26 protein-coding genes are annotated in these 21615 nt (G+C 54.9%); 13 read left to right on the top strand and 13 right to left on the bottom strand.

Annotated elements, in window-relative coordinates; translation table 11 throughout:
- Nucleotides 1–147: 147 nt before the first annotated feature.
- The gene (locus DBR37_RS13790) at nt 148–456 is read left to right on the top strand and encodes a hypothetical protein (protein ID WP_124575064.1); all 309 of its coding nucleotides are present in this window, start codon (nt 148–150) and stop codon (nt 454–456) included.
- A gap of 95 nt (nt 457–551) precedes the next feature.
- On the opposite strand, the gene DBR37_RS13785 is transcribed toward DBR37_RS13790, so the two are convergent.
- Complete coding sequence (locus tag DBR37_RS13785) at nt 552–1919, bottom strand: sensor histidine kinase (protein WP_124575063.1); 1368 nt, start codon at nt 1917–1919, stop codon at nt 552–554.
- A gap of 23 nt (nt 1920–1942) precedes the next feature.
- On the bottom strand, nt 1943–2710 hold the full coding sequence (gene ompR, locus DBR37_RS13780) for a two-component system response regulator OmpR (RefSeq protein WP_041296449.1): 768 nt from the start codon (nt 2708–2710) through the stop codon (nt 1943–1945).
- Nucleotides 2711–3003: 293 nt separating this feature from the next.
- Between ompR and DBR37_RS13775 the strand changes: the two genes are divergently transcribed.
- A complete protein-coding gene (locus DBR37_RS13775; protein ID WP_233588386.1) occupies nt 3004–3219 on the top strand; it encodes a hypothetical protein in 216 nt (71 codons plus the stop codon).
- 88 nt (nt 3220–3307) lie between these two features.
- On the opposite strand, the gene DBR37_RS13770 is transcribed toward DBR37_RS13775, so the two are convergent.
- From DBR37_RS13770 to flgA, 3 genes are read right to left on the bottom strand one after another with little or no spacing between them, the layout of a single operon-like run.
- Nucleotides 3308–3787 (bottom strand): flagella synthesis protein FlgN, encoded by a 480-nt coding sequence (locus tag DBR37_RS13770; protein WP_124575062.1) that lies wholly within the window; start codon nt 3785–3787, stop codon nt 3308–3310.
- A 6-nt stretch (nt 3788–3793) separates the two neighbouring features.
- Complete coding sequence (gene flgM, locus DBR37_RS13765; RefSeq protein ID WP_370454261.1) at nt 3794–4153, bottom strand: flagellar biosynthesis anti-sigma factor FlgM; 360 nt, start codon at nt 4151–4153, stop codon at nt 3794–3796.
- Nucleotides 4154–4210: 57 nt separating this feature from the next.
- Nucleotides 4211–4927 carry a flagellar basal body P-ring formation chaperone FlgA gene (gene flgA / locus DBR37_RS13760; protein WP_124575060.1) on the bottom strand — a complete coding sequence of 239 codons (717 nt, stop codon included), beginning with the start codon at nt 4925–4927 and terminating at the stop codon, nt 4211–4213.
- Nucleotides 4928–5127: 200 nt separating this feature from the next.
- Between flgA and flgB the strand changes: the two genes are divergently transcribed.
- The 11 genes from flgB to flgL all read left to right on the top strand — a co-directional run bounded on the left by flgB (nt 5128) and on the right by flgL (nt 15724).
- Entirely contained in the window at nt 5128–5544 is a 417-nt protein-coding gene (gene flgB / locus DBR37_RS13755; protein WP_124575059.1) for a flagellar basal body rod protein FlgB, read from the top strand.
- Between the two features lie 2 nt (nt 5545–5546).
- Nucleotides 5547–5954: a flagellar basal body rod protein FlgC gene (gene flgC / locus DBR37_RS13750; protein WP_124575058.1), complete on the top strand. Its 408-nt coding sequence runs from the start codon at nt 5547–5549 to the stop codon at nt 5952–5954.
- Between the two features lie 17 nt (nt 5955–5971).
- On the top strand, nt 5972–6649 hold the full coding sequence (gene flgD / locus DBR37_RS13745; protein ID WP_124575057.1) for a flagellar hook assembly protein FlgD: 678 nt from the start codon (nt 5972–5974) through the stop codon (nt 6647–6649).
- A 30-nt stretch (nt 6650–6679) separates the two neighbouring features.
- Nucleotides 6680–7930 (top strand): flagellar hook protein FlgE, encoded by a 1251-nt coding sequence (gene flgE / locus DBR37_RS13740; protein ID WP_124575056.1) that lies wholly within the window; start codon nt 6680–6682, stop codon nt 7928–7930.
- Nucleotides 7931–7997: 67 nt separating this feature from the next.
- Nucleotides 7998–8738 (top strand): flagellar basal-body rod protein FlgF, encoded by a 741-nt coding sequence (gene flgF, locus DBR37_RS13735; protein WP_124575055.1) that lies wholly within the window; start codon nt 7998–8000, stop codon nt 8736–8738.
- Between the two features lie 66 nt (nt 8739–8804).
- The gene (gene flgG, locus DBR37_RS13730) at nt 8805–9587 is read left to right on the top strand and encodes a flagellar basal-body rod protein FlgG (protein WP_124575054.1); all 783 of its coding nucleotides are present in this window, start codon (nt 8805–8807) and stop codon (nt 9585–9587) included.
- Between the two features lie 42 nt (nt 9588–9629).
- Complete coding sequence (locus tag DBR37_RS13725; RefSeq protein WP_124575409.1) at nt 9630–10313, top strand: flagellar basal body L-ring protein FlgH; 684 nt, start codon at nt 9630–9632, stop codon at nt 10311–10313.
- A 23-nt stretch (nt 10314–10336) separates the two neighbouring features.
- Nucleotides 10337–11464 carry a flagellar basal body P-ring protein FlgI gene (locus DBR37_RS13720; RefSeq protein WP_124575053.1) on the top strand — a complete coding sequence of 376 codons (1128 nt, stop codon included), beginning with the start codon at nt 10337–10339 and terminating at the stop codon, nt 11462–11464.
- Nucleotides 11465–11471: 7 nt separating this feature from the next.
- Nucleotides 11472–12440, top strand: coding sequence for a flagellar assembly peptidoglycan hydrolase FlgJ (gene flgJ / locus DBR37_RS13715; RefSeq protein ID WP_124575052.1), 969 nt, complete (start codon nt 11472–11474; stop codon nt 12438–12440).
- A 110-nt stretch (nt 12441–12550) separates the two neighbouring features.
- On the top strand, nt 12551–14497 hold the full coding sequence (flgK, locus tag DBR37_RS13710) for a flagellar hook-associated protein FlgK (protein ID WP_199739123.1): 1947 nt from the start codon (nt 12551–12553) through the stop codon (nt 14495–14497).
- Between the two features lie 12 nt (nt 14498–14509).
- Nucleotides 14510–15724: a flagellar hook-associated protein FlgL gene (flgL, locus tag DBR37_RS13705; RefSeq protein ID WP_124575050.1), complete on the top strand. Its 1215-nt coding sequence runs from the start codon at nt 14510–14512 to the stop codon at nt 15722–15724.
- Between the two features lie 102 nt (nt 15725–15826).
- Here the strand turns inward: flgL and fliR are convergent, their stop codons facing one another.
- The 8 genes from fliR to DBR37_RS13665 form a co-directional block, all read right to left on the bottom strand.
- The gene (gene fliR, locus DBR37_RS13700) at nt 15827–16618 is read right to left on the bottom strand and encodes a flagellar biosynthetic protein FliR (protein WP_124575049.1); all 792 of its coding nucleotides are present in this window, start codon (nt 16616–16618) and stop codon (nt 15827–15829) included.
- A gap of 28 nt (nt 16619–16646) precedes the next feature.
- Nucleotides 16647–16916 (bottom strand): flagellar biosynthesis protein FliQ, encoded by a 270-nt coding sequence (fliQ, locus tag DBR37_RS13695; RefSeq protein WP_124575048.1) that lies wholly within the window; start codon nt 16914–16916, stop codon nt 16647–16649.
- A 7-nt stretch (nt 16917–16923) separates the two neighbouring features.
- Complete coding sequence (fliP, locus tag DBR37_RS13690) at nt 16924–17682, bottom strand: flagellar type III secretion system pore protein FliP (RefSeq protein WP_124575047.1); 759 nt, start codon at nt 17680–17682, stop codon at nt 16924–16926.
- Nucleotides 17672–18124, bottom strand: coding sequence for a flagellar biosynthetic protein FliO (fliO, locus tag DBR37_RS13685; RefSeq protein WP_124575046.1), 453 nt, complete (start codon nt 18122–18124; stop codon nt 17672–17674). The genes fliP and fliO overlap by 11 nt, the downstream gene beginning before the upstream one ends.
- Entirely contained in the window at nt 18121–18540 is a 420-nt protein-coding gene (gene fliN / locus DBR37_RS13680; RefSeq protein ID WP_124575045.1) for a flagellar motor switch protein FliN, read from the bottom strand. Before fliN ends, fliO begins: the two co-directional genes overlap by 4 nt.
- A complete protein-coding gene (gene fliM, locus DBR37_RS13675; RefSeq protein WP_124575044.1) occupies nt 18533–19531 on the bottom strand; it encodes a flagellar motor switch protein FliM in 999 nt (332 codons plus the stop codon). Before fliM ends, fliN begins: the two co-directional genes overlap by 8 nt.
- A 3-nt stretch (nt 19532–19534) precedes the next feature.
- Nucleotides 19535–20044 (bottom strand): flagellar basal body-associated protein FliL, encoded by a 510-nt coding sequence (fliL, locus tag DBR37_RS13670; protein ID WP_124575043.1) that lies wholly within the window; start codon nt 20042–20044, stop codon nt 19535–19537.
- Nucleotides 20045–20408: 364 nt separating this feature from the next.
- Nucleotides 20409–21593 (bottom strand): flagellar hook-length control protein FliK, encoded by a 1185-nt coding sequence (locus DBR37_RS13665; RefSeq protein ID WP_124575042.1) that lies wholly within the window; start codon nt 21591–21593, stop codon nt 20409–20411.
- Nucleotides 21594–21615 lie beyond the last annotated feature (22 nt).

Here is a 21615-nt window from a genome sequence, read left to right as displayed (position 1 = left end):
CGCCGATATTGAATTTTTACGCAAAAGCGCTATCTATCATCCCATACGCATAGCGCCGTGGGTGGGCCAAACTCGCAACGCCCAGGTTCAAAAGATATCGTTAGCGCTGAATTGGCGTATACTACAGAGACAGGAGTGATTACAACTATGGCATCTTTCTTCTTCAGCCAGCAGGCTCAAAATTGGCAACAAGTCTTCCGCCGTCATCAATCCGGTGGATTTTTCTCGCGTCTGATCGCGTGGCTGGTGTTGGGGCTGGTGCTTGCCGTAGGATTGCTCGTCGTCGTGACCGTGCTGTTGTTGAGCTGGTTGCTGATTCCTGTGCTGTTGTTCAAGAAACGCAAGGCAGCGAAAGCGCGCTTTGCCGCAGAACGTTACGCCTATCAGCAATCGCAAGGCCGCAGCGATATCATCATCGAAGGTGGTATCACTGAAGTAAAAGACGAACGCACTTAAATTTTCTGCATAGTCTTGCTGACTATGCGGTGCCAAATAAAAAACGCACATGCTCATCGGCATGTGCGTTTTGTTTTGTGCACTCACTTTTGGTCTTAGCCAGCGTAAGTGCCGTGACGTTTTTTCGCCTGGTTTAAAGCGATGTGTATGGTCAGGCCGCCACCTTCGCGATTCAATAATTGCAGTTTGCCGCTATGGCGTTTGACGATGCGGTCCACGATGGCAAGTCCGAGGCCGGCACCATTCGCTTGTCCACGTGCGCTGTCCATCCGTGTGAACGGTCGTAACAGACGATCTATCTCTGCTTCCGGCACACCTGCGCCGTGGTCGCTGACTTCGACGATCACTTTGTCGCCTTCAGCCTGGCAACGCAGATCGATTTCTACATAATCGTTGCCCGGCAGTTTGCCGTAACGGCGTGCATTCTCGATGAGGTTGTTGACGACGCGTTTGATATCAATCGCATTTCCCAGTACGACCAGCTTGTCATCGACTTTACTGTTGATGCGGACATCCTGCATGCGCAAGGCTTCCTGCGCTGCGCTATGCATCAAGGCCGTCATGTCTATCGGCTGGAAGTGACTGCTGTCGCTCGGTTTGGCGTAGTCAAGGAATTGCCCGATGATGGCATCCATTTGTTCGAGGTCGGACTGCATGCCGACGCGTGCATCCGGTGGCAGCCCCGCCAGTTCGACTTCCAGTTGCATGCGCGCGAGCGGTGTACGCAAGTCATGCGAAATACCAGCCAGCACTACTGCGCGATCTGATTCCACGCGATTCAGGTCGTCCACCATTTGATTGAAGCTATGATTGGCTTCGCGGATTTCAGTCGGGCCGCGTTCCGGCAGCGGAGCAGGGCGCTGGCCGTTGGCGATGGCGCGGGTTGCGGCAGTCAGGCGCGCCAGCGGCTGATTGATGAGGCCCGAGATCATTAACGCACCCAGTAACGACAGCAGCAGCGTCATCGCGCCCCAGCCCAGCCATTGCACACCGGAGCTGCCTTCAATGCGGTCACGGTCCAGCATCAGCCAGTATTCATCGTCGGAGATGGTGAAGCTGACCCAGAAGCCTGCGACATCATTCACGGCGCGTGCAAAGCGGGTTTCCTGTCCCAGGCCGGAACGCACGTGCTCCTGTATGGTTTGCATCATGCTGTTCTGGATGGGCGGCTCGATGTGGTCGTTTTCCTCCAGCGGATAGACGCGTATGCCTTCGTTGCTGGCAAGGTCGAACAGCAGTTCACGTCGCAGGTCGGGGGCAGAGTGTGTCAGCGCAGCGCGCGTGATGGTGACAACTGAAATCACCTGTGCCGCGATCTGGTTGGCACGCGGGGTTTGCTCAATGATGCGATAGCTGGCCACCCACGCGGCCATACTGGCCGCGATCAGGAAGGCGAGCAGGAAAAAAGTGCGCCAGAACAGGCCGCTTTTGATCCAGTTCAGGCGATTTGTAGTGGTGGGCATCCTTGTGGTCTGGCGGACTGTGCTTAGCGCGGCTTGCCTTCAGGGATGAAGACATAACCCAGGCCCCAGACCGTCTGGATATACAGTGGGGTCGAAGGATCCGGCTCTATCAGTTTGCGCAGACGTGAAATCTGGACGTCGAGGCTGCGATCAAATACTTCATACTCGCGACCGCGTGCCAGTTCCATTAATTTTTCGCGGGACAGTGGTTGCCGTGCGTGACGTGCGAACACTTTCAGGACTGAAAATTCGCCGGTGGTCAGCGGCACGGTTTCATCATTCTTCTTCAGTGTGCGCGTACCCAGATCGAGTACGAATTCGCCGAAGGTGAACGATTGTGGTGTTTCAGACGGCGCGCCCGGAATTTCTTCGGGGCCGACGCGACGCAGGACGGCGCTGATGCGCGCTACCAATTCGCGCGGATTGAAAGGTTTTGCGAGATAATCGTCGGCGCCCATTTCGAGGCCGACGATGCGATCGACGTCTTCGCCTTTGGCGGTGAGCATGATAATCGGGGTTTTGTCTCCGGCACCACGCAGGCGGCGGCAGATGGACAAGCCGTCTTCACCCGGCAACATCAGATCGAGTACCAGCAGATCGTAGCGTTCGCGCAGCCACAGCTTGTTCATCGCCTGTGCATTTTCCGCGGTGACTACATTGAAACCTTGTTCGGACAGGTAACGGCGCAGCAGATCGCGCAAGCGCAGATCGTCATCTACCACCAGCACTTTGGTCTGATGGGAATTGGTCGAGTGGGCCGTGTCCTTCATGGATGCATTTGTCGTATTCATATGGCTATGGTAACTTCAGAAGGTCTTCTCGACATAGCGAGGAGGTGTGGCATTACAAAGTGTTACAACCTTTACGGAATTGGACTTAGGACTGAGAGCAAAGCAGCATAAACTTTGAACATGGTAAATAAGAAGTGCGAAGGACGTACGAACTGTTCAAAGCGCTGCGGAAGATGATGATGAATATAACATTGAAAAGAATGGGATTGGTGTTACTGCTAATCAGTACCTTTGCAAGTACGACGATGGCGTTCGCGCAGTCGCGATTTCAGAATAATTCATTCGGTTCTTATGTGCAAAGCGATAATCGCTATCGCGGTAACCAGGATCAGGGTAACTATGATTCCAGGCGTCAGTCGAATGATCGTGCTTACGACAATAATCGCAATATGGAAAGGCAGCAGCAGGAGCAATCGCGCCGTGATGCACGCCTGTCGCCGGATGAGCGTCGCGCATTACGCCGTCAGATCGACGAGGCGGGACGTGATATCTACGCACCACGCCGCTAAGCCTGCCTTGCTAGCGTGCAATAAAAAAAGCCACCAGTATCTGGTGGCTTTTTCTTTGGGGATTGCTTATCCGAGATAGATAGCGGCCTTAGCCTGCAACGAAGTGACGCCCTACGCTTTTGCTTGCGGTCTGGCCATTCGGGCCGTAGACATTGCTGTCTTGTACGTTGCCGTGTTGCAGTATGTTGAGCACGTTTTGATTCCGCACCATCTGCTTGTTGATCAGGGTGCCGTTGACGCGATTGAGTTCATTGGCGACTTGCGCCAGTTCGATCAGTTCTTGCCAGCTTTTCTTTGCTGATTGCGCCTGTGGTGAGCTTTCCAGCCAGGCTTGCATGCTTGCTTCAGCTGGCTCAAAACCGGCAGCCGCCAATGCATTGTGACGCCAGTTAGCCAGCTCTGCCATCTGGGCAGCAGCTTTTGCTTTTTCTTCGGTGAGGGCAGCGATGCCTTCAACGTTCGCAGAAATCAGATGTTCCTGTTCCAGCTTCAATAATTCGGTCAGAGCACGAATGGCTTTGTGTTCTTCGATCAAACTATCTGCAGGGCTGGTACCGAACGATTTCATGGATTATTAACCTTTACGTGTGGAGATCAGGTCTTTTACCGTATCCATCAATCCGTCGGCCACGCGTTCTGCGTTAACCTGGAATTGACCACCGGCAATAGCTGCCTTGATCTCATCTACTTTTTTAGCATCAAATACGCTGGCACTGGCAACCTGGCTGCTCAGCGCCTGCACTTGCGACGACAACGTCACGTTCGAAGACACCGAGCCGGTATCGGCTTTTTCCGGTGCCTTGCCTGCGCGAGTCTGCGTGGCTGCTACGCCGACTCCCGCGATTTTCTTGCTTGCGTCATTAATTTTCACGACTTCACCCCGTTTGGTTTGCGGCAAAACGCCTATCTCTGCTTGGTCTATCGGCGTTATCACGGCAAACTTTAATCCTAAATGGGTCGAACGTAAAATATTGTGTATTAATTTATATTGTCAGTATGACAACTCAACGATGCCACCCAGCTTGGCTATCCCGCTGATTACCTGGCCTGCAGCGGTTCTGACCTGGGTCAGTTGACCCTCGTTAGCATTATTCAAGGCGCGTGCTTCGCTGGAAACGCTGAAACCGTCGCCATTCAAAATCACCCGTACTGCCTGCCCCTGCTGTATCGCCTGCTGGTTACGCAAGGCATCCTGTCTGAGCGGTGCGCCAAGCGCAATCGTGCTGGCAGCAGTGCGGCCGATAGCTTGAGAAGCGTCTGTAATTACACCGGACGGCAGATTCGTCAGGTCGCCCTTGACCGTGGCGATATCACCCGGGCCGATATTTTGTCCTTGCACCAGTGGCGCGGCAGCGGCGATGTATTCGCCATGTACGCGCACTTGTGCAGATATATAGATAGTCCAGGTGGTCGGCACCGTGCAGCGCACACCGACCGTCGTTTTGCCCCAGGCCTTGCTGGATGGCGGCAGGAAGGCTTCCGGCACCGGGCATGCCGGTAATTTCAGGCGCGGATCTATTGCGCCGACCGTCACCTTGACTTCACCTGGCAAGCCGTTTGCCTGTGCTACCAGGAATTGTTCAGCAGTTTTTTTCAGTTGCGCCAGATCCTGACGCGGCTCGGCAGCGGCTTGCGCCCACGCCAGCTGTGTTGTCAGCGAGAGTGCGGCAGAGAAAGCGGCGATAGCGATGTGGACAGAGTGTTTCATGGCAGACCAGGAAGTAGTGGTGGGCTAATTGCACGATCATAGTACCGACTCGGCGTTTGGCTAAAGCGGGGAATAGCATGGATTTTTGTCTTCTTATCGTTTGATCGAAGCGTGTGGTCGCTCCGTATGATCGACGCTATAGAAATCCATGATTAGTGCAGGGTAGCCATTCCTTGAACGCACACTTCGGAGAACGGAATATGGGAAAACTTGATGACATGCTGCGCTTTCAGGAGACCGCGCTGAGTTTGCGCGGTCAGCGACAGCAAATACTGGCGTCCAATATAGCGAATGCGGATACGCCCAACTTCAAGGCGCGTGACGTTGATTTTAACAAGGCCTTGCAAGGTGCGCTGGCGCGCAGCAAGACCAGCGCTGCAGCACCGAGCGAAATGGCCAAGACTTCCAATGGACATTTGTCGTCCAAGGTCTTGCCGACACTGGGTGGTGCACCTTTGTTGTACGCCAATACCGCGCAAGGAAATATCGACGGCAATACCGTGGATATGGATGTGCAGCGTAATCAGTTTACAGATAACGCCTTGCGTTACGAAGTTGGCCTGACCCTGGTCTCGTCGAAGATTAAGGGAATGTTCACCGCTATTCAGGGGCAATAATTATGTCGCTATTTAATATATTCAATGTTTCCGGTTCGGCGATGAGCGCACAGGCTCAGCGCCTCAACGTCGTATCCAGCAATATCGCGAATGCGGAAAGTACCACCAGCGCAGATGGCAAGACTTATCGCGCCAAGCAGGTGGAGTTTCAGGCGCAGCAAATGAAGGGTGGTGCGACTTCGACTGGCGTGCGTGTCAATCGTGTGGTGGAAGATACGTCGCCGCTGAAGATGGTGTTCGATCCGAAGCATCCGAACGCGGACGAAACCGGCCATGTTGCCATGCCTAACGTGAATGTGGTGGAAGAGATGGTGAATATGATTTCCGCTTCACGCTCCTACCAGACCAACGTCGAAACCATGAACACGGCCAAGACCATGCTTCTTAAAACACTGACGATAGGTCAGTAAAACAATCAGGATTAACCATGACCACAGTCAATAGCAATGCCACCGTCCTGCCACAAGCTTTGCTGGACCAGATGAACGGTTCCAGCGCGGCTAAAAAAAGCACGGCAGAAGAAGCACAGGATCGTTTCCTGACCCTGCTCGTGACACAGATGAAGAATCAGGATCCGTTGAATCCGCTGGATAACGCCCAAGTTACCAGCCAGTTGGCACAATTGTCGACGGTCACCGGTATCGACAAGCTGAATGGCACGCTGGAATCGATGATGGGCAGCTATCAATCAAACCAGGCATTGCAGGCAGCGAACATGATAGGTCATGGTGTATTGGCACCGGGTTCCGAGCTCAGCTTGTCCGAGAGTAAAGGCTTGATGGGTGTTGAGTTCCCGCAGGACGTCGATACAGCGCAAGTCGTGGTCAAGGATTCTTCCGGCAACGTCGTGCAGACCATCGAGCTTGGTCCGCAAAAATCCGGCACCGTACCTTTGTTGTGGGATGGTACCAAGGCTGACGGCACCAAGGCGGCGGATGGCACATACAAGTTTGAAGTGACATCCAGCCTGGCTGGCAAGTCCGTCACAGCGAATCCTTTGCAATTCGGCATAGTGACCACGGTTTCCACTTCGTCCAGCGGCATACAGATCAATGTACCAGGCCTGGGTGGATTGACCCTCGCAGACATCCGTCAAATTCTTTAATACAGCGGCACATCAACCAGGAGAAAGAGCATGAGTTTCCAACAAGGTTTGAGCGGATTGAATGCCGCAAGCAAAAGTCTCGAAACCATCGGTAACAACGTTGCCAATGCGAATACAGTCGGTTTTAAACAATCGCAAATGCAGTTTTCGGATATCTACGCCAGCACCTTGTCTGGTTCCGGTGCAGCACAAATCGGTATCGGTACCCAGATCGCACGCGTCGCGCAACTGTTCAGCCAGGGCAATATCACCGCTTCCAACAATCCGCTGGATATGGCGATCAACGGTGACGGTTTCTTCCGCATGAGCAGCGGCGGCACGATTACCTATGCGCGTAACGGCCAGTTTGAATTGACCAAGGAAGGCTATATCGAGAATGCTTCCGGCGGACGTCTGACCGGTTACATGGCGGATGCGAACGGCGTGGTTGCGATCGGCGCACCGACCGAAATCGTCATCAACAAGGCTGACCTCGCACCGAAGGCAACCACCAAATACGAGCTCAAGCTGACACTGGATTCGCGTAAAGATCCGTTGGTCGCAAATAACTTTAATCCGGATGATCCGACAACCTTCAGCGATTCGACCTCGGTGCCTGTGTATGACAGCCTGGGTAACTCGCACGTGTTGCGTACCTTCTATGTGAAAACAGCGGGTGGCCAATGGAGCGTATTCGCTACCAATGACGGCGTGCCTATCGGTTACTCCCTGCCTACCAGTGCAACCAACCCGCCAGTACCTCTGGGTACGATGCAATTCGGTACCGGTGGTGTATTGACTGGCACCACACCTTCGCCGCTGGTCGCAGATATGGCGGTCACGACAGGTGCGGTAACACCTTTCGCTATCTCTATCGATCACTCAGGCACGCAGCAGTTTGCGCAAGCCTTCGGCGTCGCACGCCAACTGCCGGATGGTTACAAGGCCGGTACGCTGACTGGTTTTGACGTTGCCAACGACGGTTCTATCGTCGGTCGCTACAGCAATGGCCAGGTGAATGTACTGGGTCAGGTCATCCTGTCGCGTTTTGCCAATCCCAACGGTTTGCAAAACATCGGCGACAACCAATGGGTGGAAACCGCTGAATCCGGCGTGCCGCTGACCAGTACGCCGGGCAGCAGTGGTCTCGGTGCAGTGCAATCGGCGCGTGTCGAGGATTCGAACGTCGATCTGACAGCCGAGCTGGTCAACATGATCACTGCGCAACGTTATTACCAGGCGAATGCGCAAACCATCAAAACGCAAGATCAGATCATGCAGACACTGGTGAACCTGCGTTAATGCATGAAGCAAGTCATGACCGCCTGGCTGTTGCACGACAGCCGGGCGTAGTCACAGGAGGAATGAAATGGATAGGCTGATATACACCGCAATGTCGGGTGCCAAGCAGATTATGGAGCAGCAATCCACGACTGCGCATAATCTGGCGAACGTCTCGACCACGGGTTTTCGCGCCCAGCTCGACACGTTCAGGGCGATACCTGTCGTCAGCAACGGTTTGCCGACACGCACCTTCGTGGTTGATTCGACCATCGGTACCGATTTCCGTGCCGGTCCGATACAGCAAACCGGACGCACACTGGATCTGGCAGTGCAGGGGCCCGGCTGGCTCGCGGTTGAGCGCGCCGATGGCACTGAAGGCTATACCCGCAGCGGCAGCCTGAAGATCAATGAGAATGGAGTATTGCAAACCGAAGGCGGTTTGAATGTGCTGTCTGACGGCGGTCCGATCACGATCCCGCCTAACGTCAGAATTTCGTTTGCCAAGGATGGCACGATTTCGTCGGTAGATTCCGGCAACGTACCAGGCGCAACCATCGAAATCGCACGTCTGAAACTGGTGAATCCTGAAATTGCTAATCTGGAGCGCAGCAGTGACGGCATGTTCGTTACCAAAGACCGCTTGCCGGCGGATGCCGACGCCAACGTCGGCGTGATCAGCGGCGCGGTTGAAGGCAGTAACGTCAACGTGGTGGATGCGATGGTGAATATGATCAGTCTCGCACGTCAGTTCGAATTAAACATGAAGTTGCTGAAGGATGCGGATAGTAACGCTGCTAAAGCTGATCAATTCCTCGCTTTGAGTTAATGCAGGTACAGGCAAAATAAGGATGGCTACGGATGCCATGCGTTTGCCGAAATATTGGAGAAAAGAATGATACGTTCACTATTTATTGCTAAAACAGGTCTGGATGCGCAACAAACGCAGATGGACGTCATTTCCAATAACTTGGCCAACGTCAGCACCAGCGGCTTCAAGCGTTCACGTGCAGTGTTTGAAGACTTGTTGTATCAAAACATACGCCAGCCGGGTGCTGCTTCGTCGCAGCAAACGCAATTGCCGTCAGGTTTGCAAATCGGTACAGGTGTACGCCCGGTCGCGACTGAGCGTATCCATAGCCAGGGCAATCTGCAACTGACCAGCAACAGCAAGGATATGGCTATCCTCGGCGATGGCTTCTTCCAGGTCATGATGCCGGACGGCACCACTGCTTACACCCGCGACGGTTCGTTTCAGACGGACAACCAGGGGCAGATGGTCACCTCCAGTGGTTTTCCGATTCAACCTGCCATCGTTATCCCGGCGAATGCGACTGCGATCTCGATCAGCCGTGATGGTATCGTCAGCGTGACGGTGCCTGGTGCTACCGCGCAAACCGAAGTCGGTTCGCTGCAACTGGCAACCTTCATCAATCCGGCCGGTCTGGAAAGCAAGGGTGAAAACCTGTATGTGGAAACCACTGCATCGGGCAATCCGACTACCAACAATCCGGGCACCAACGGTGCCGGTTACGTCAAACAAAACTATGTTGAAACCTCGAACGTGAACGTGGTCGAAGAGATGGTCAATATGATCCAGACCCAACGCGCTTACGAAATCAACAGCAAGGCGATTACAACTTCGGATCAAATGCTGCAACGTCTGACGCAGTTATAAGCAGCATTGATACGCCGTAGTTGTAAGAATAAAGGAATGATGATGAAGCTCACGATGAAACAGCTCAAGCTATCCGCACTGGTGATGTTTGCCACACTGTTGGCGGGTTGCGGCGGCATGCCGGAAACCGTCGTGCAAACGCCGTTGACCGCCAGGCCGCAGGCAGCGAGCGCGGTGACACCGCCGATGAATGGCGCAATCTTTCAAACTGCGTCGTATCGCCCGATGTTCGAAGACCGTCGTGCACGCCTGATCGGCGACACCATCACCATTACTATCAATGAGCGCAGCTCGGCCGGCAAACAGGCTGGCAGTTCCGGCAGCAAGACCGGCAGCGTGGCGGCAGCCGCACCGAATATTTTCGGTGTGTTTGGCGGCCTGACACAGAATCTGTCGGCCAGTGCATCTACCGCATCCAAATTTGAAGACAAGGGCGTAGTTACTTCCGGTAATAACTTCGTCAGCACACTAACGGTCACTGTGATCGATGTCCTGTCCAACGGTAACCTGGTCGTCGCAGGCGAGAAACAAGTCGCGCTCGACAAAGGCGGGGAGTTCATTCGTTTCTCTGGCGTAGTTGATCCTGCTACCGTCGAGAAGGGTAATATCGTTTCGTCGACCCGCGTCGCAGATGCGCGGATTGAATACCGTACCAACGCTCGTATAGATGCTGCCGAAGTGATGTCCATGCTGGCGCGTTTCTTCCTGAGCGTCGTGCCTCTTTAATGCTGAGGCAGATAGGAATTTCTATGCATACTGTATCCGTACCATCGTTAAAAAAATCACTGCGTGTCATCGCATGTTCAGTCTGCCTGCTGCTGCCGTTTGCAGCACACGCAGAACGTCTGAAAGACCTGGCCAGCGTGCAAGGCGTCCGGCAAAACCAATTGATCGGCTATGGTCTGGTTGTGGGTCTGGACGGTAGCGGCGATCAAACGACACAAACACCATTCACCATCCAAAGTATCGTCAGCATGATGCAGCAGATGGGCGTCAACCTGCCGCAAGGCGTCAACATGCAATTGAAGAACGTTGCTGCCGTGATGGTGACGACTTCGTTGCCTGCGTTTGCACAACCTGGCCAGACGCTGGATATCACGGTCTCGTCGATGGGTAATGCGAAGAGCCTGCGCGGCGGCACCTTGCTGATGACGCCGCTGAAAGGTGCGGATGGACAGATTTACGGTATGGCCCAGGGTAACGTTGTGGTCGGTGGTGTGGGCGCCGCCGCGAACGGCAGCAAGGCGCAGATCAATCACCTGAGCGTAGGCCGTATTTCGGCTGGTGCTACGGTGGAGCGTGCAGTAGCCAGCAGCCTGGGGCAGGGCGACCTGATTTTCCTGGAATTGAAGGACAGCGATTTCTCTACCGCCAGTCGTGTCGTGGAGGCGGTGAACAAACGTTTTGGGCCGGAAACCGCGGCTGCGCAGGATGGCCGCGTGATCCGTGTGCGCGCACCTATGAGCAATGATGAACGCGTGAGTTTCCTCGGCGCGCTTGAAAGCATCAATGTGACACCGGCGCAAGTCAGCGCCAAAGTGATCCTGAATGCACGTACCGGTTCTGTTGTGATGAATCAGACGGTGACGCTGGATACCTGTGCTGTATCGCACGGCAACTTGTCGGTGGTGATCAATACCCAGCCTGTGATCAGCCAGCCGGCACCATTCTCCGGTGGCCAGACCGTGGTCGCGCAACAGTCGCAAATCGAGATCAACAAAGATCCGGGCAAGGTCATCTTGCTGAAGAACTCCGCTTCATTGGCTGATGTCGTCAAAGCCCTGAACTCGATAGGCGCGACGCCGCAAGACTTGCTGGCGATCCTGCAAGCGATGAAGGCGTCGGGCTCTTTGCGCGCAGAACTGGAAATTATCTAAGCTGATTATGATTACGCCTGCAGACAATTCGAATACCGCCCTGGCGATAGATTCCAAAGGCCTGGAATCGCTCAAGCAATCTGCGCGGCAGAATTCGCCTGACTCGCTGAAGGCGGCGGCCACGCAGTTTGAAGCACTCTTCGTGAATATGATCATGAAGAGTATGCGAGAAGCAACGCCGCAGGATGGGCTGTTCGACAACCAGCAAACCAAGATGTACACCTCGATGCTGGATCAGCAACTGAGCCAGAACATGGCCAGCCGCGGCATCGGCCTGGCTGACGTGTTGATACGCCAGCTCTCCAGTAACCAGATGGCGACGGCGGTCACGCCGGATGGTGCTACCGATACGACCAAAGCAGTCTCTGATACTTCAGACCTGCGCGCTGAAATCCTGCGCAGTATGGCGGAACGCAATGCGCTGGCGCACCAGCGTTCTACCGAGGCCCATGCCTTGCAGGCGCGTGGCGGCGTGAGCAGTACCAGCGCCACCACTGCAGCAGCAAGCAGCAAGCCGGCCCATGTGCAGGCGTTCCAGGATAAGGTCGCCGCCCATGCGGAAGAGGCGAGCCGGACCACCGGCATCCCGGCCAAATTCATGCTGGGGCAGGCCGCACTGGAAAGTGGCTGGGGCAAGCGCGTCATCCGCACCGCGGATGGTGGCAGCAGTCACAACCTGTTTGGCATCAAGGCCGGTTCTAACTGGAAAGGTAAAACCGTAGACGCGGTGACAACTGAATACGTGGACGGTGTTGCGCAAAAACGGGTCGAAAAATTCCGCGCCTACGATAGCTATGCCGATTCTTTCCGCGATTATGCGCAACTGATGCGTAACAATCCGCGTTACGAAAAAGTGCTGGCCAACGCCAGTGACGTCAAAGGCTTTGCCCAGGGCTTGCAGCGTGCCGGTTATGCAACTGACCCCAATTACGCGACCAAGCTGACCAATATCATCAATCGCAACTTGTCGGCTTGATTACATTTGTTTGCAAAAACGCAATATTTTGTGACTGTAGCCTGATCTTCCGGCTCAAGTTTTTGATCAACGTGCCGTACACACCAACATAGAGTTAGAAAACACTAATTATGTCCAGCCTATTCAGCATTGCTCAATCCGGATTAGCCGCAGCGCAAGCTGGTATTGCTACTACCGGACACAATATCGCTAACCAGGCAACCCCCGGTTATAGCCGTCAGGTGGTGGTTCAGTCGTCGCTGGGTGGGCAAAACCTGGATGGCGGCGGTTACATCGGCAGTGGTACCAATGTCGAAACCGTCAAGCGTATCTTTAATGACTTCCTTGCGGCGCAGGTAGTCAGCGCGCAATCGAGCAAAAGCCAGCTGGACACCTATTACAACCAGATCAGCAAGGTTAACAATATGCTGGCCGATTCGTCGGTTGGCCTGTCACCTGCGATCCAGGACTTCTTCAAGGGCGTGCAGGATCTGGTCGCCAATCCAGGCTCCGCGTCATCGCGTCAAGCCATGCTATCGGGTGCAGAATCACTGGCTTCGCGCTTCCAGAGCATGGATGCGCAGCTAACCACCATGCGCAATGGCGTGAATAACGAAATTTCCGGCGCGGTAACCAATATCAATGCCTATGCCAAGCAGATCGCACAACTGAATGATGCGATCACGAAAGCGCAAAACGGCACCGGCCAACCACCGAATGATTTGCTCGATCAGCGCGATTTGCTGGTGGCAGAACTCGCCAAGCAAACCAAAGTATCGGTCGTGCAGCAGGGCGATGGCTATAACGTCTTTATCGGTAACGGCCAGCCATTGGTGGTCAGCAATCTCAGTTATGAACTGATGACATTATCCTCGGCGACTGATCCGGGGCGTATGGGAGTCGGTTACAAGACCGCGACCGGCGCTATTATCAACCTGCCGGAAAACTCGCTGGTAGGTGGCAATCTGGGTGGCTTGTTTGAGTACCGCAACAAGACGCTGGATCCGATTCAGAATTCCCTCGGACGCATTGCGCTTGGCCTGGCGGCAACCTTCAATGCACAACACCGTCTTGGGCAAGACCAGAACGGTAACCTCGGTGGCGACCTCTTCAACATGGCATCGCCTGTCGTCAATCCGAGCGACAACAATACCGGTAACGCGAGTGTCGCAGCCAGCATCAGCAACGTAGATGCGCTCACGACCAGCGATTATCGCCTGACCTATGACGGCACCAATTACACCGTGACCCGCATGTCCGACAATGTGTCGATGTACTCGAACACAGCGTTCCCGGCGGGGGCCATCGATGGCGTGAATTTCTCTATGCCTAGCGGCACCATGGCGGCTGGTGATGAATTTGTCATCAAGCCGACCATTAATGGTGCATCCGGCCTGAGCGTGCTGATCAAGGATGTGAAAAACATCGCTGCCGCGACGCCGATCCGTACCGATGCGCCAGGCACCAATACTGGTACCGGTGCCATCAGCGCGGGCAATATCAATTCCAGCTTTACCGGCGCCACAGTGGCATCGCCAGTCACACTGACGTTTGATTCCGCCACCGGAACCCTGAGCGGTTTCCCGGCAGGTATGCCGGTGACAGTGACCACCAACGGTGTCGCGACCACATTCCCGGCCGGCACGCCGGTGACTTATACCTCCGGTTCCGTCATTGCGTTCGGTGGCGCTGAAGTCAAGATCAGCGGCGCGCCGGCAAATGGCGACAAATTTACCATCAGCGCGAACACCAATGGCGATGGTGACAACCGTAATATGCTGGCCCTGGGCGAATTGCAAACCAAGAATGTCCTGATGGGCGGCACTGCCAGCTACAACGGCGCATACAATCAACTGGTGAGTCTGGTTGGCAACAAAACCCGTGAGCTGCAAACCAATAGCGCGGCCGAAGGTACCTTGCTCAAGCAAATGCAAACCGCGCAGCAATCCGATTCAGGCGTCAACCTCGACGAGGAAGCGACCAATCTGTTGCGCTATCAACAGGCTTACCAGGCATCCGGCAAAGTGATGCAGACCATCAGCGATATGTTCAAGGTGTTGATTTCTCTTGGTGTATAAGGATTAAAGATCATGCGCATTAGCACCAATACGATATTTGAAATGGGTTCGGGCAAGATTAGCGATCTGCAAACCGCTATGTTCAAGACCCAGCAGCAAATCTCGACCAATATGCGTATCCTGTCGCCCGCCGATGATCCGGTCGCGGCTGCTTCGGCTTTGGGTGTAAGTCAGGCGATATCGATCAATGCGCAGTTCGCGACCAATCGTGCGAATGCCAAGAGTGCATTGTCGGAAGAAGAAAGCGTGCTGCAAAGCGTGACGACCATGCTGCAATCGATCAAAACCTCGATCGTGGCAGCGGGTAATTCGTCGCTGGATGACTCGCAGCGTCAGGCTTTTGTCACACAATTGCGCAATAATTTTGAAGAGTTGATAGGCCTGGCCAATACACGTGGCGCTACCGGCGACTATATCTTCGGCGGTTATCAGGTGTCATCCAAGCCATTTACGGAAACGGCGACCGGCGCGGCGTATAGCGGTGACCAGGGCCAGCGCATGCTGCAGGTAGGTGCTGCGCGCCAATTGTCGTCCAGCGATTCCGGTGCGGCAGTATTTGAAGGTGGTATGACCGGCAACGGACGTTTTGCCACTTCTGCCAGCACTGCCAATACCGGTAACGGCATTATCAGCACCGGTTCGGTCAAGGACCTGACGCAGCTGACTGGTGCCAAGTACGACATTACGTTCTCGATCGATGCGGCCGGCGCAACGACTTATCTGGTGACCCAGACCCCGCCGCCAGCGACACCTGCGACACCGCAACCTTATGTCAGTGGGCAGGCGATCACCTTCGACGGCATGACCTTTGATATCAAAGGTGTACCTGCTAATGGCGATACTTTCAGTATTGAGCCGAGCAAGAGCCAGAGCATCTTCACGACCATCACTGATTTGATGAATGTGCTGTCGACTTCGACCAGCGGTGATGGCGGCAAGACTCGCCTGACCAACGGTTTGAATACGGCGAATACGAATATCGATAATGCCTTGAACAATATTTCCCTGGTGCGTACCACCATCGGTACGCGTTTGCAGGAAATTGAAAACCTCGACAACGTAGGCTCCAGCCTCAGCCTGCAATACACCACGACGCTGAAGCAATTGCAGGAGATTGATCCGGTTGAAGCGTATTCGCGCTTTACCCAGCAACAGTTCACGCTGGATGCTGCGCAAAAGACCTTTATCAAGATAGCTGGCCTGTCTCTGTTCAATATGCTGAGCTGATTTAAGCCAGACTAAATAAAAAAGGCTTGCCTCTGATGGCAAGCCTTTTTTGTTTTGTGGCCGCGACGTCTGACGCCTGATTCAGCGGCGCTTGGCTTGGGTTTAATTTAACGGCGTCATCGCCATCGTAATCCGCCCCATCGCATCGATACCTTCCTGTATCAGGTTGATGATGGGATTCATCAGGTAGGGCAGGACGATGCCTATCATGATGAAGCCGACGCCGATGGTAATCGGGAAGCCGATACCGAAGATGTTCAGCTGCGGTGCAGCGCGTGTCAGGATACCGAGCGCGATATTGGTAATCAGCAGTGCCGCGACGATAGGCAGCGAGAGCTGAACACCGGCACTGAAGATACGCCCGCCCCATTTCACGACTTCCAGCATGCCGCCAGCCGAGACGAAGCTGCTGCTGATAGGCAGCATTTCAAACGTTTGCGCCAGCGTCGATAACACCACCAGATGCAGATTGGTAGCCAGATAAATCATGAGCGTCAGCAAGGCCAGGAACTGGCTGATGGCAGATGAGCGGGCACGGGTCTGCGGATCGAAGAAGCTGGCAAAGCCCAGGCCCATGGTCATGCCGATGATTTCACCTGCCATTTCGACCCCGGCGAAGGTAATGCGCATGGCGAAGCCGATGGAGAGGCCGATGATGAGCTGCTGCACCAGGATCAGGAAGCCGGGCAGCGACATCGGGTCCAGCGCCGGCAGTGCCGGTACGGTGGGGGAAATGATCAGCGCCAGCATGATGCCGAGCGCGATTTTGACGCGTGCTGGTACGCTGACATTGCCGAACAGCGGCGCCACCGAAATCATGCCTATGATGCGCGTGAGCGGCCACAGGAAAGCTGCGATCCAGGTGTTGAGTTCAGCGCTGGTGATGGAAATCATGCGGGGACAGCAGTGCCAGGGTCGGGCACTAGCTGACGTAGAGCGGGATGTTGGTAAACATCTCGCGCATGTAATCGAGCAATACTGTCAGCATCCACGGTCCGGCGATGACGAGCGCCACAAAAATCCCGATCAGCTTCGGAATGAAGGAGAGGGTGGTTTCATTGATCTGCGTCGCCGCCTGGAAAATACTGACGATCAGGCCGATGCCGAGAGCAACCAGCAACATCGGTGCAGCCACCATCAGCGTAACTTCAATCGCGTGACGACCCATGGTCATGACGGTTTCAGGTGTCATAGCGTCCTCAGTAGAAACTTTGCGCGAGCGAGCCGATCAGCAATTGCCAGCCATCGACCAGAACGAAGAGCATGAGTTTGAACGGCAGTGCCACAATTGCCGGTGACACCATCATCATACCCATCGACATCAGCACGCTGGCGACCACCATGTCGATGATCAGGAAGGGGATAAAGATCGCAAAGCTGATCTGGAATGCCGTCTTCAGTTCACTGGTGATAAATGCCGGTACCAGTACACGCAATGGAATATCTTCCGGTCCTTGCAACTCAGGTCCCTTCGACAGCTTGACGTAAAGCGCCAGGTCGGATTCACGGGTCTGTTTGATCATGAACGTTTTCAACGGCGCGACGGCTTTTTCCATCGCTTCCTGCATCTGTATCTTGTTTTGCGAGAACGGCTGGTAAGCATCGACGTAAATTTTGTCGAGCACCGGGCTCATGACAAACAAGGTCAGGAACAAGGACAAACCGATGATGACCTGGTTCGGCGGCGAACTTTGCGTACCCAAGGCCTGGCGCAGCAGCGACAGCACGATGATGATGCGGGTAAAGCTGGTCATCATCAGCAAGACCGCTGGCAGGAAGGAGAGGCCGGTCAGCAGCAGCAGCGTTTGCAGGCTGAGCGAGTAGGTTTGGCCACCGCCAGGTGCCGGTGAGCTGGTGAAGGCCGGCAAGCCGGCCTGTTGCGCCATCGCCGCCATTGGCAGAGCGAGCAGTAGCAGCGGCAAAGCGCGGCGCAGCAGTGGAGAAATATTATTGGCCATTGCGTTTTTCAATTGTTTGCGCGAGCCAGGTCGAGAAATTGCCGGAAGACGGTGCTTCGGGCGTCAGTGTGGTTTCCTGCTTCTGCATGGTGGCGAGCGCGTTGACGCGGCCTGGTGCAACGCCGACGACTATCCATTGATCGGCGATTTCGACCACGACCACACGTTCACGTGTGCCGACACTGGCGGCGCCGATAATTTTGATACTGGTGTTGGTATTGCCTTTGGCCGTATTGAAGCGACGCAGCAGCCAGGCTGCGCCAGCCATCAGCGCCAGCACCACCACCAGACCGAGCAATACCTGGAACAGATTACCTGCAGTGGACGGAACGGCAGTGCCAGCTGCCGTTTCGGCATAGGCACTGGTCGCGTACAAAGATGATGCAAGCAGGGACGACGCTGATAAGCCCGTCGTCAGGAAGGCAGGACGGGAACAAATCATCGGTTCAGTTTTCGGATGCGTTCCGCAGGTGTGATGATATCGGTCAGGCGGATACCAAATTTATCGTTGACGACGACAACCTCACCTTGTGCGATCAGGCAGCCGTTGACCAGTACGTCCATCGGCTCACCAGCCAGGCCGTCAAGTTCAACCACGGAACCTTGTGCTAGTTGCAGCAGGTTCTTGATCGCGATTTTGGTGCGGCCGAGTTCTACCGTCAGTTGTACCGGGATGTCGAGAATGAAGTCGATGTCGTTATGCGTACCTGTTTTCAGGTCGCCACCGGCAAAATCCTTGAATACGGTCGCCGATGCAGGCTTGGGGTCGAGGGCAGCGCTTTCGCTCTGCTCCTGTTCGGCCATTGCTGCACCCCAATCGTCTTCTACTGTGGTTTGCGGTTCGTTTTCATCAGCCATGATCTTCTCCTTGCGTTGTATCACTTGCGCTGTAGATCAGTTTTTCCACGCGCAATGCGTATTGTCCATTCAGTTTGCCGTACGAGCATTCCATCACTGGCACGCTGTCGACTTCGGCGGTAATCGTTTCCGGCACGGCGATCGGAATGATGTCGCCTTTTTGCATGTTGAGGATGTCGCCCAGTGTGACTTTGGCCGAACCCATATTCGCCAGGATTTCCACTTCGGCGGTCTGGATCTGTTGTGTCATCAGACGAATCCAGCGTTTGTCCATTTCCAGCGTCTCACCCTGCATGCTGCTGGTCAGCAGGTCGCGAATCGGTTCTATCATCGCGTACGGTGTGCAGAAGTGCATATCGCCGCTGACCGGGCCAAGCTCAATCGTGAAGGTGGTGGCAACCACCACTTCATTCGGCGTCGCGATATTGGCGAACTGGGTGTTCATCTCGGAACGGATGTATTCAAACTCGACCGGATAGACCGGTTCCCACGACTTGGCGTAGGTTTCGAAAATGATGCCGAGTATGCGCTGGATGATGCGTTGTTCGGTTTGCGTAAAGTCGCGCCCTTCAACCCGGGTATGGAAGCGGCCATCGCCGCCGAACAGGTTGTCGACCAGCAGGAATACCAGGTTCGGATCCAGCACGATCAGGCCGGTACCGCGCAGCGGCTTCATGTGGATCAGGTTGAGGTTGGTCGGTACCACCAGGTTGCGGATGAATTCGCTGTACTTGGAAACGCGGACCGGACCGATAGACACTTCGGCGCTGCGGTGCAGGAAGTTGAACAAGCCTATGCGCAGCAGGCGCGAGAAACGTTCATTGATAATTTCCAGCGTAGGCATCCGGCCACGGACGATACGCTCCTGGGTAGCCAGATTGTACGGGCGTACGCCCGCTGAGTCTTCCGGCTTGCCGGTCTCATCCTGATCGCCGTTGACGCCCTTCAGCAGCGCATCAACTTCTTCTTGTGAGAGGAAATTATCAGCCATGGTTTATTGCACGACGAATGAAGTAAATAAAACGTTAGTAACGTTCACGGTAGGGCCTTGTGGCGTGAATGGCTGTTTGAAGACAGCAATGATTTCGTCGGACAGTTTGTTCTTGCCGTCCACGGTCAGGATTTCCGATGCCTTTTTACCGGACAACAAAAGCAGCAGGCGGCTACGCACATGCGGCATGTATAACTTGATCAAATCCAGTTGCGCCTGATTCGATACTTGCAGCGTGAAGCTGGTTTGCAGGAATTGTTCACCATTCTCAGGTTGCAGGTTGACCGTGAAAGCTTCCATCGGCAAGAACACCGGAGGTTTGCTCAGATCGACGGCATCAACTGCTTTGGGGGCGTGCGCTTCCGTTTTCTGTCCGAGAAAATACCAGGCAGCCGCGCCGCCACCACCGCCGAGCACGATCAGTGCGGCCAGGATGATGATCAATAAGCGGGACTTCTTCGGTTTATCCGCTGCGTCTGCGCCTGCTTTAGCGCCTTTTGCTGCTGTTGCCATCTGTCTTTCCTCAAGTACGACATGAGTTTTTTAAGTCACATGCCATTATTAAAAAAAAACGACACACAGGATGCATTGAAAAGAGAGGGGAACACGACGCATATCGACGTATTCGCCTTCTCCGGGCCTGGGTCGATTCTTCTGGCCGGCTCCGGTTCGACGCTGTAGCGCAACCGAAGCCAAGCTTCAGTCGCTATTAAACCATTATTAATTGCGGCAAACATCGCTGTCAGACGAAAACTGTATGAATTTTTCAGATGATCGCGCCGACGTTGCAGTTCGGCGACTGCCCTGATTGCTGAGGAAGATGTTTCAGGGAAGCGGGCAGGGGATGTGTGTGGTGCATCCCCTGGCTGGCCCGGGATCAGGCAAAGGTATCGACCAGGCCGTTGCTGCTGGCCGGCGTCGGAACATGGCTGACGTGGACTGCAGCATCCGCGATATCAATCTGATTCGACTGGCGCGTGCCGCTGCTTTGACGTTGTTCGCCAAAGCCACCCTGTTGATTCGGCGTGCCGGCGCTGACATTTGATTGGCCCAGCTGGATACCTGCATCATTGAGCATCTCGCGCAGGCGCGGCATCGCTGCTTCCAGCGCATGCCGTACCTCAGGCTGATGTGCGGTGAAGTTGGCGGTTGCCTGATTATTATTGACGTGTACCGTTACCTGCATAGGGCCGAGGTCGGGCGGATTCAGGGTCAGGGTGGCGCTTTGCTGTGCGCCTTGCACCATCCACAAGACTTTCTGGCCGATAGCCTGATCCCAGCCGGGGTTGCCGACTTGCGGTGCGATCTTGTTGGATTGCGGACCTTGCGCATCGTTTAACTGCTGCAAGGCGGCAGCGGTGACGGCTGCCACGTTTTGCGGATTGCTGACAGTAGCCGGTTCCAGTGCCTTCGCACCCTGGGTGATGGCAGTAGCGAGGTCGATTTCGGTTTTGGCCGGGGTGGCTGCGGCAGCAGGTGTGTTTTTGGCATCTGCACCGCCTTTGCTGGCTTTATCCAGTGCCGCCACAAAGTCGGATTTCTTGCCGATGGCTTCTTTTTCGCTATCGGCCGCGGCGGTCAGCAGGTTGCCATTCAGTTTGGTATCGACTGCGCTATCGACTTCAGTGTCGCTTTTGACCGAGACGCCGAGTTCGGCATCCGCGCTGGCCGCAGGTGCGGTGCTTGCGACCGTTGCAGTATTGGCTTGCGTCAGCGCCGCGACGAAGGCCAGCAATTCTGCCGATACGGTGACGGGTTCGTTATCGAGATCTTCAGTTTTGGTTTCCGGTGCGGCGACTTTGCCGTCTTCCGCAGGCTTGGCAGCTTCAGTGGTCGGGCCGGTATCGGTTTTGGTCTTGTCGCCCTGATTGGCCGATGTATCCTTGCCCGGATTCTTGCTCGCTTCGCTGGCGTTATTGGTGGTATTGCCCCGATTGGACATTTCGCGCGACAACACTTGATTGAATGATCCTGCGTCAGCGCTGGGCGCGCTGTCCGGTTTGCTGCCGGGTACCGGTGCCTGCAATACGGTGAGTGGGCTGTTGACTGCTGTAGTGTTCATCGTTATGCGTCCGTCTAGATCG

It is taken from the genome of Herminiimonas sp. KBW02 (assembly GCF_003852535.1).
In the GTDB taxonomy this organism is placed as follows: Bacteria; Pseudomonadota; Gammaproteobacteria; order Burkholderiales; family Burkholderiaceae_D; genus Oxalicibacterium.
This window is presented reverse-complemented; position numbering and strand designations above follow the sequence as displayed.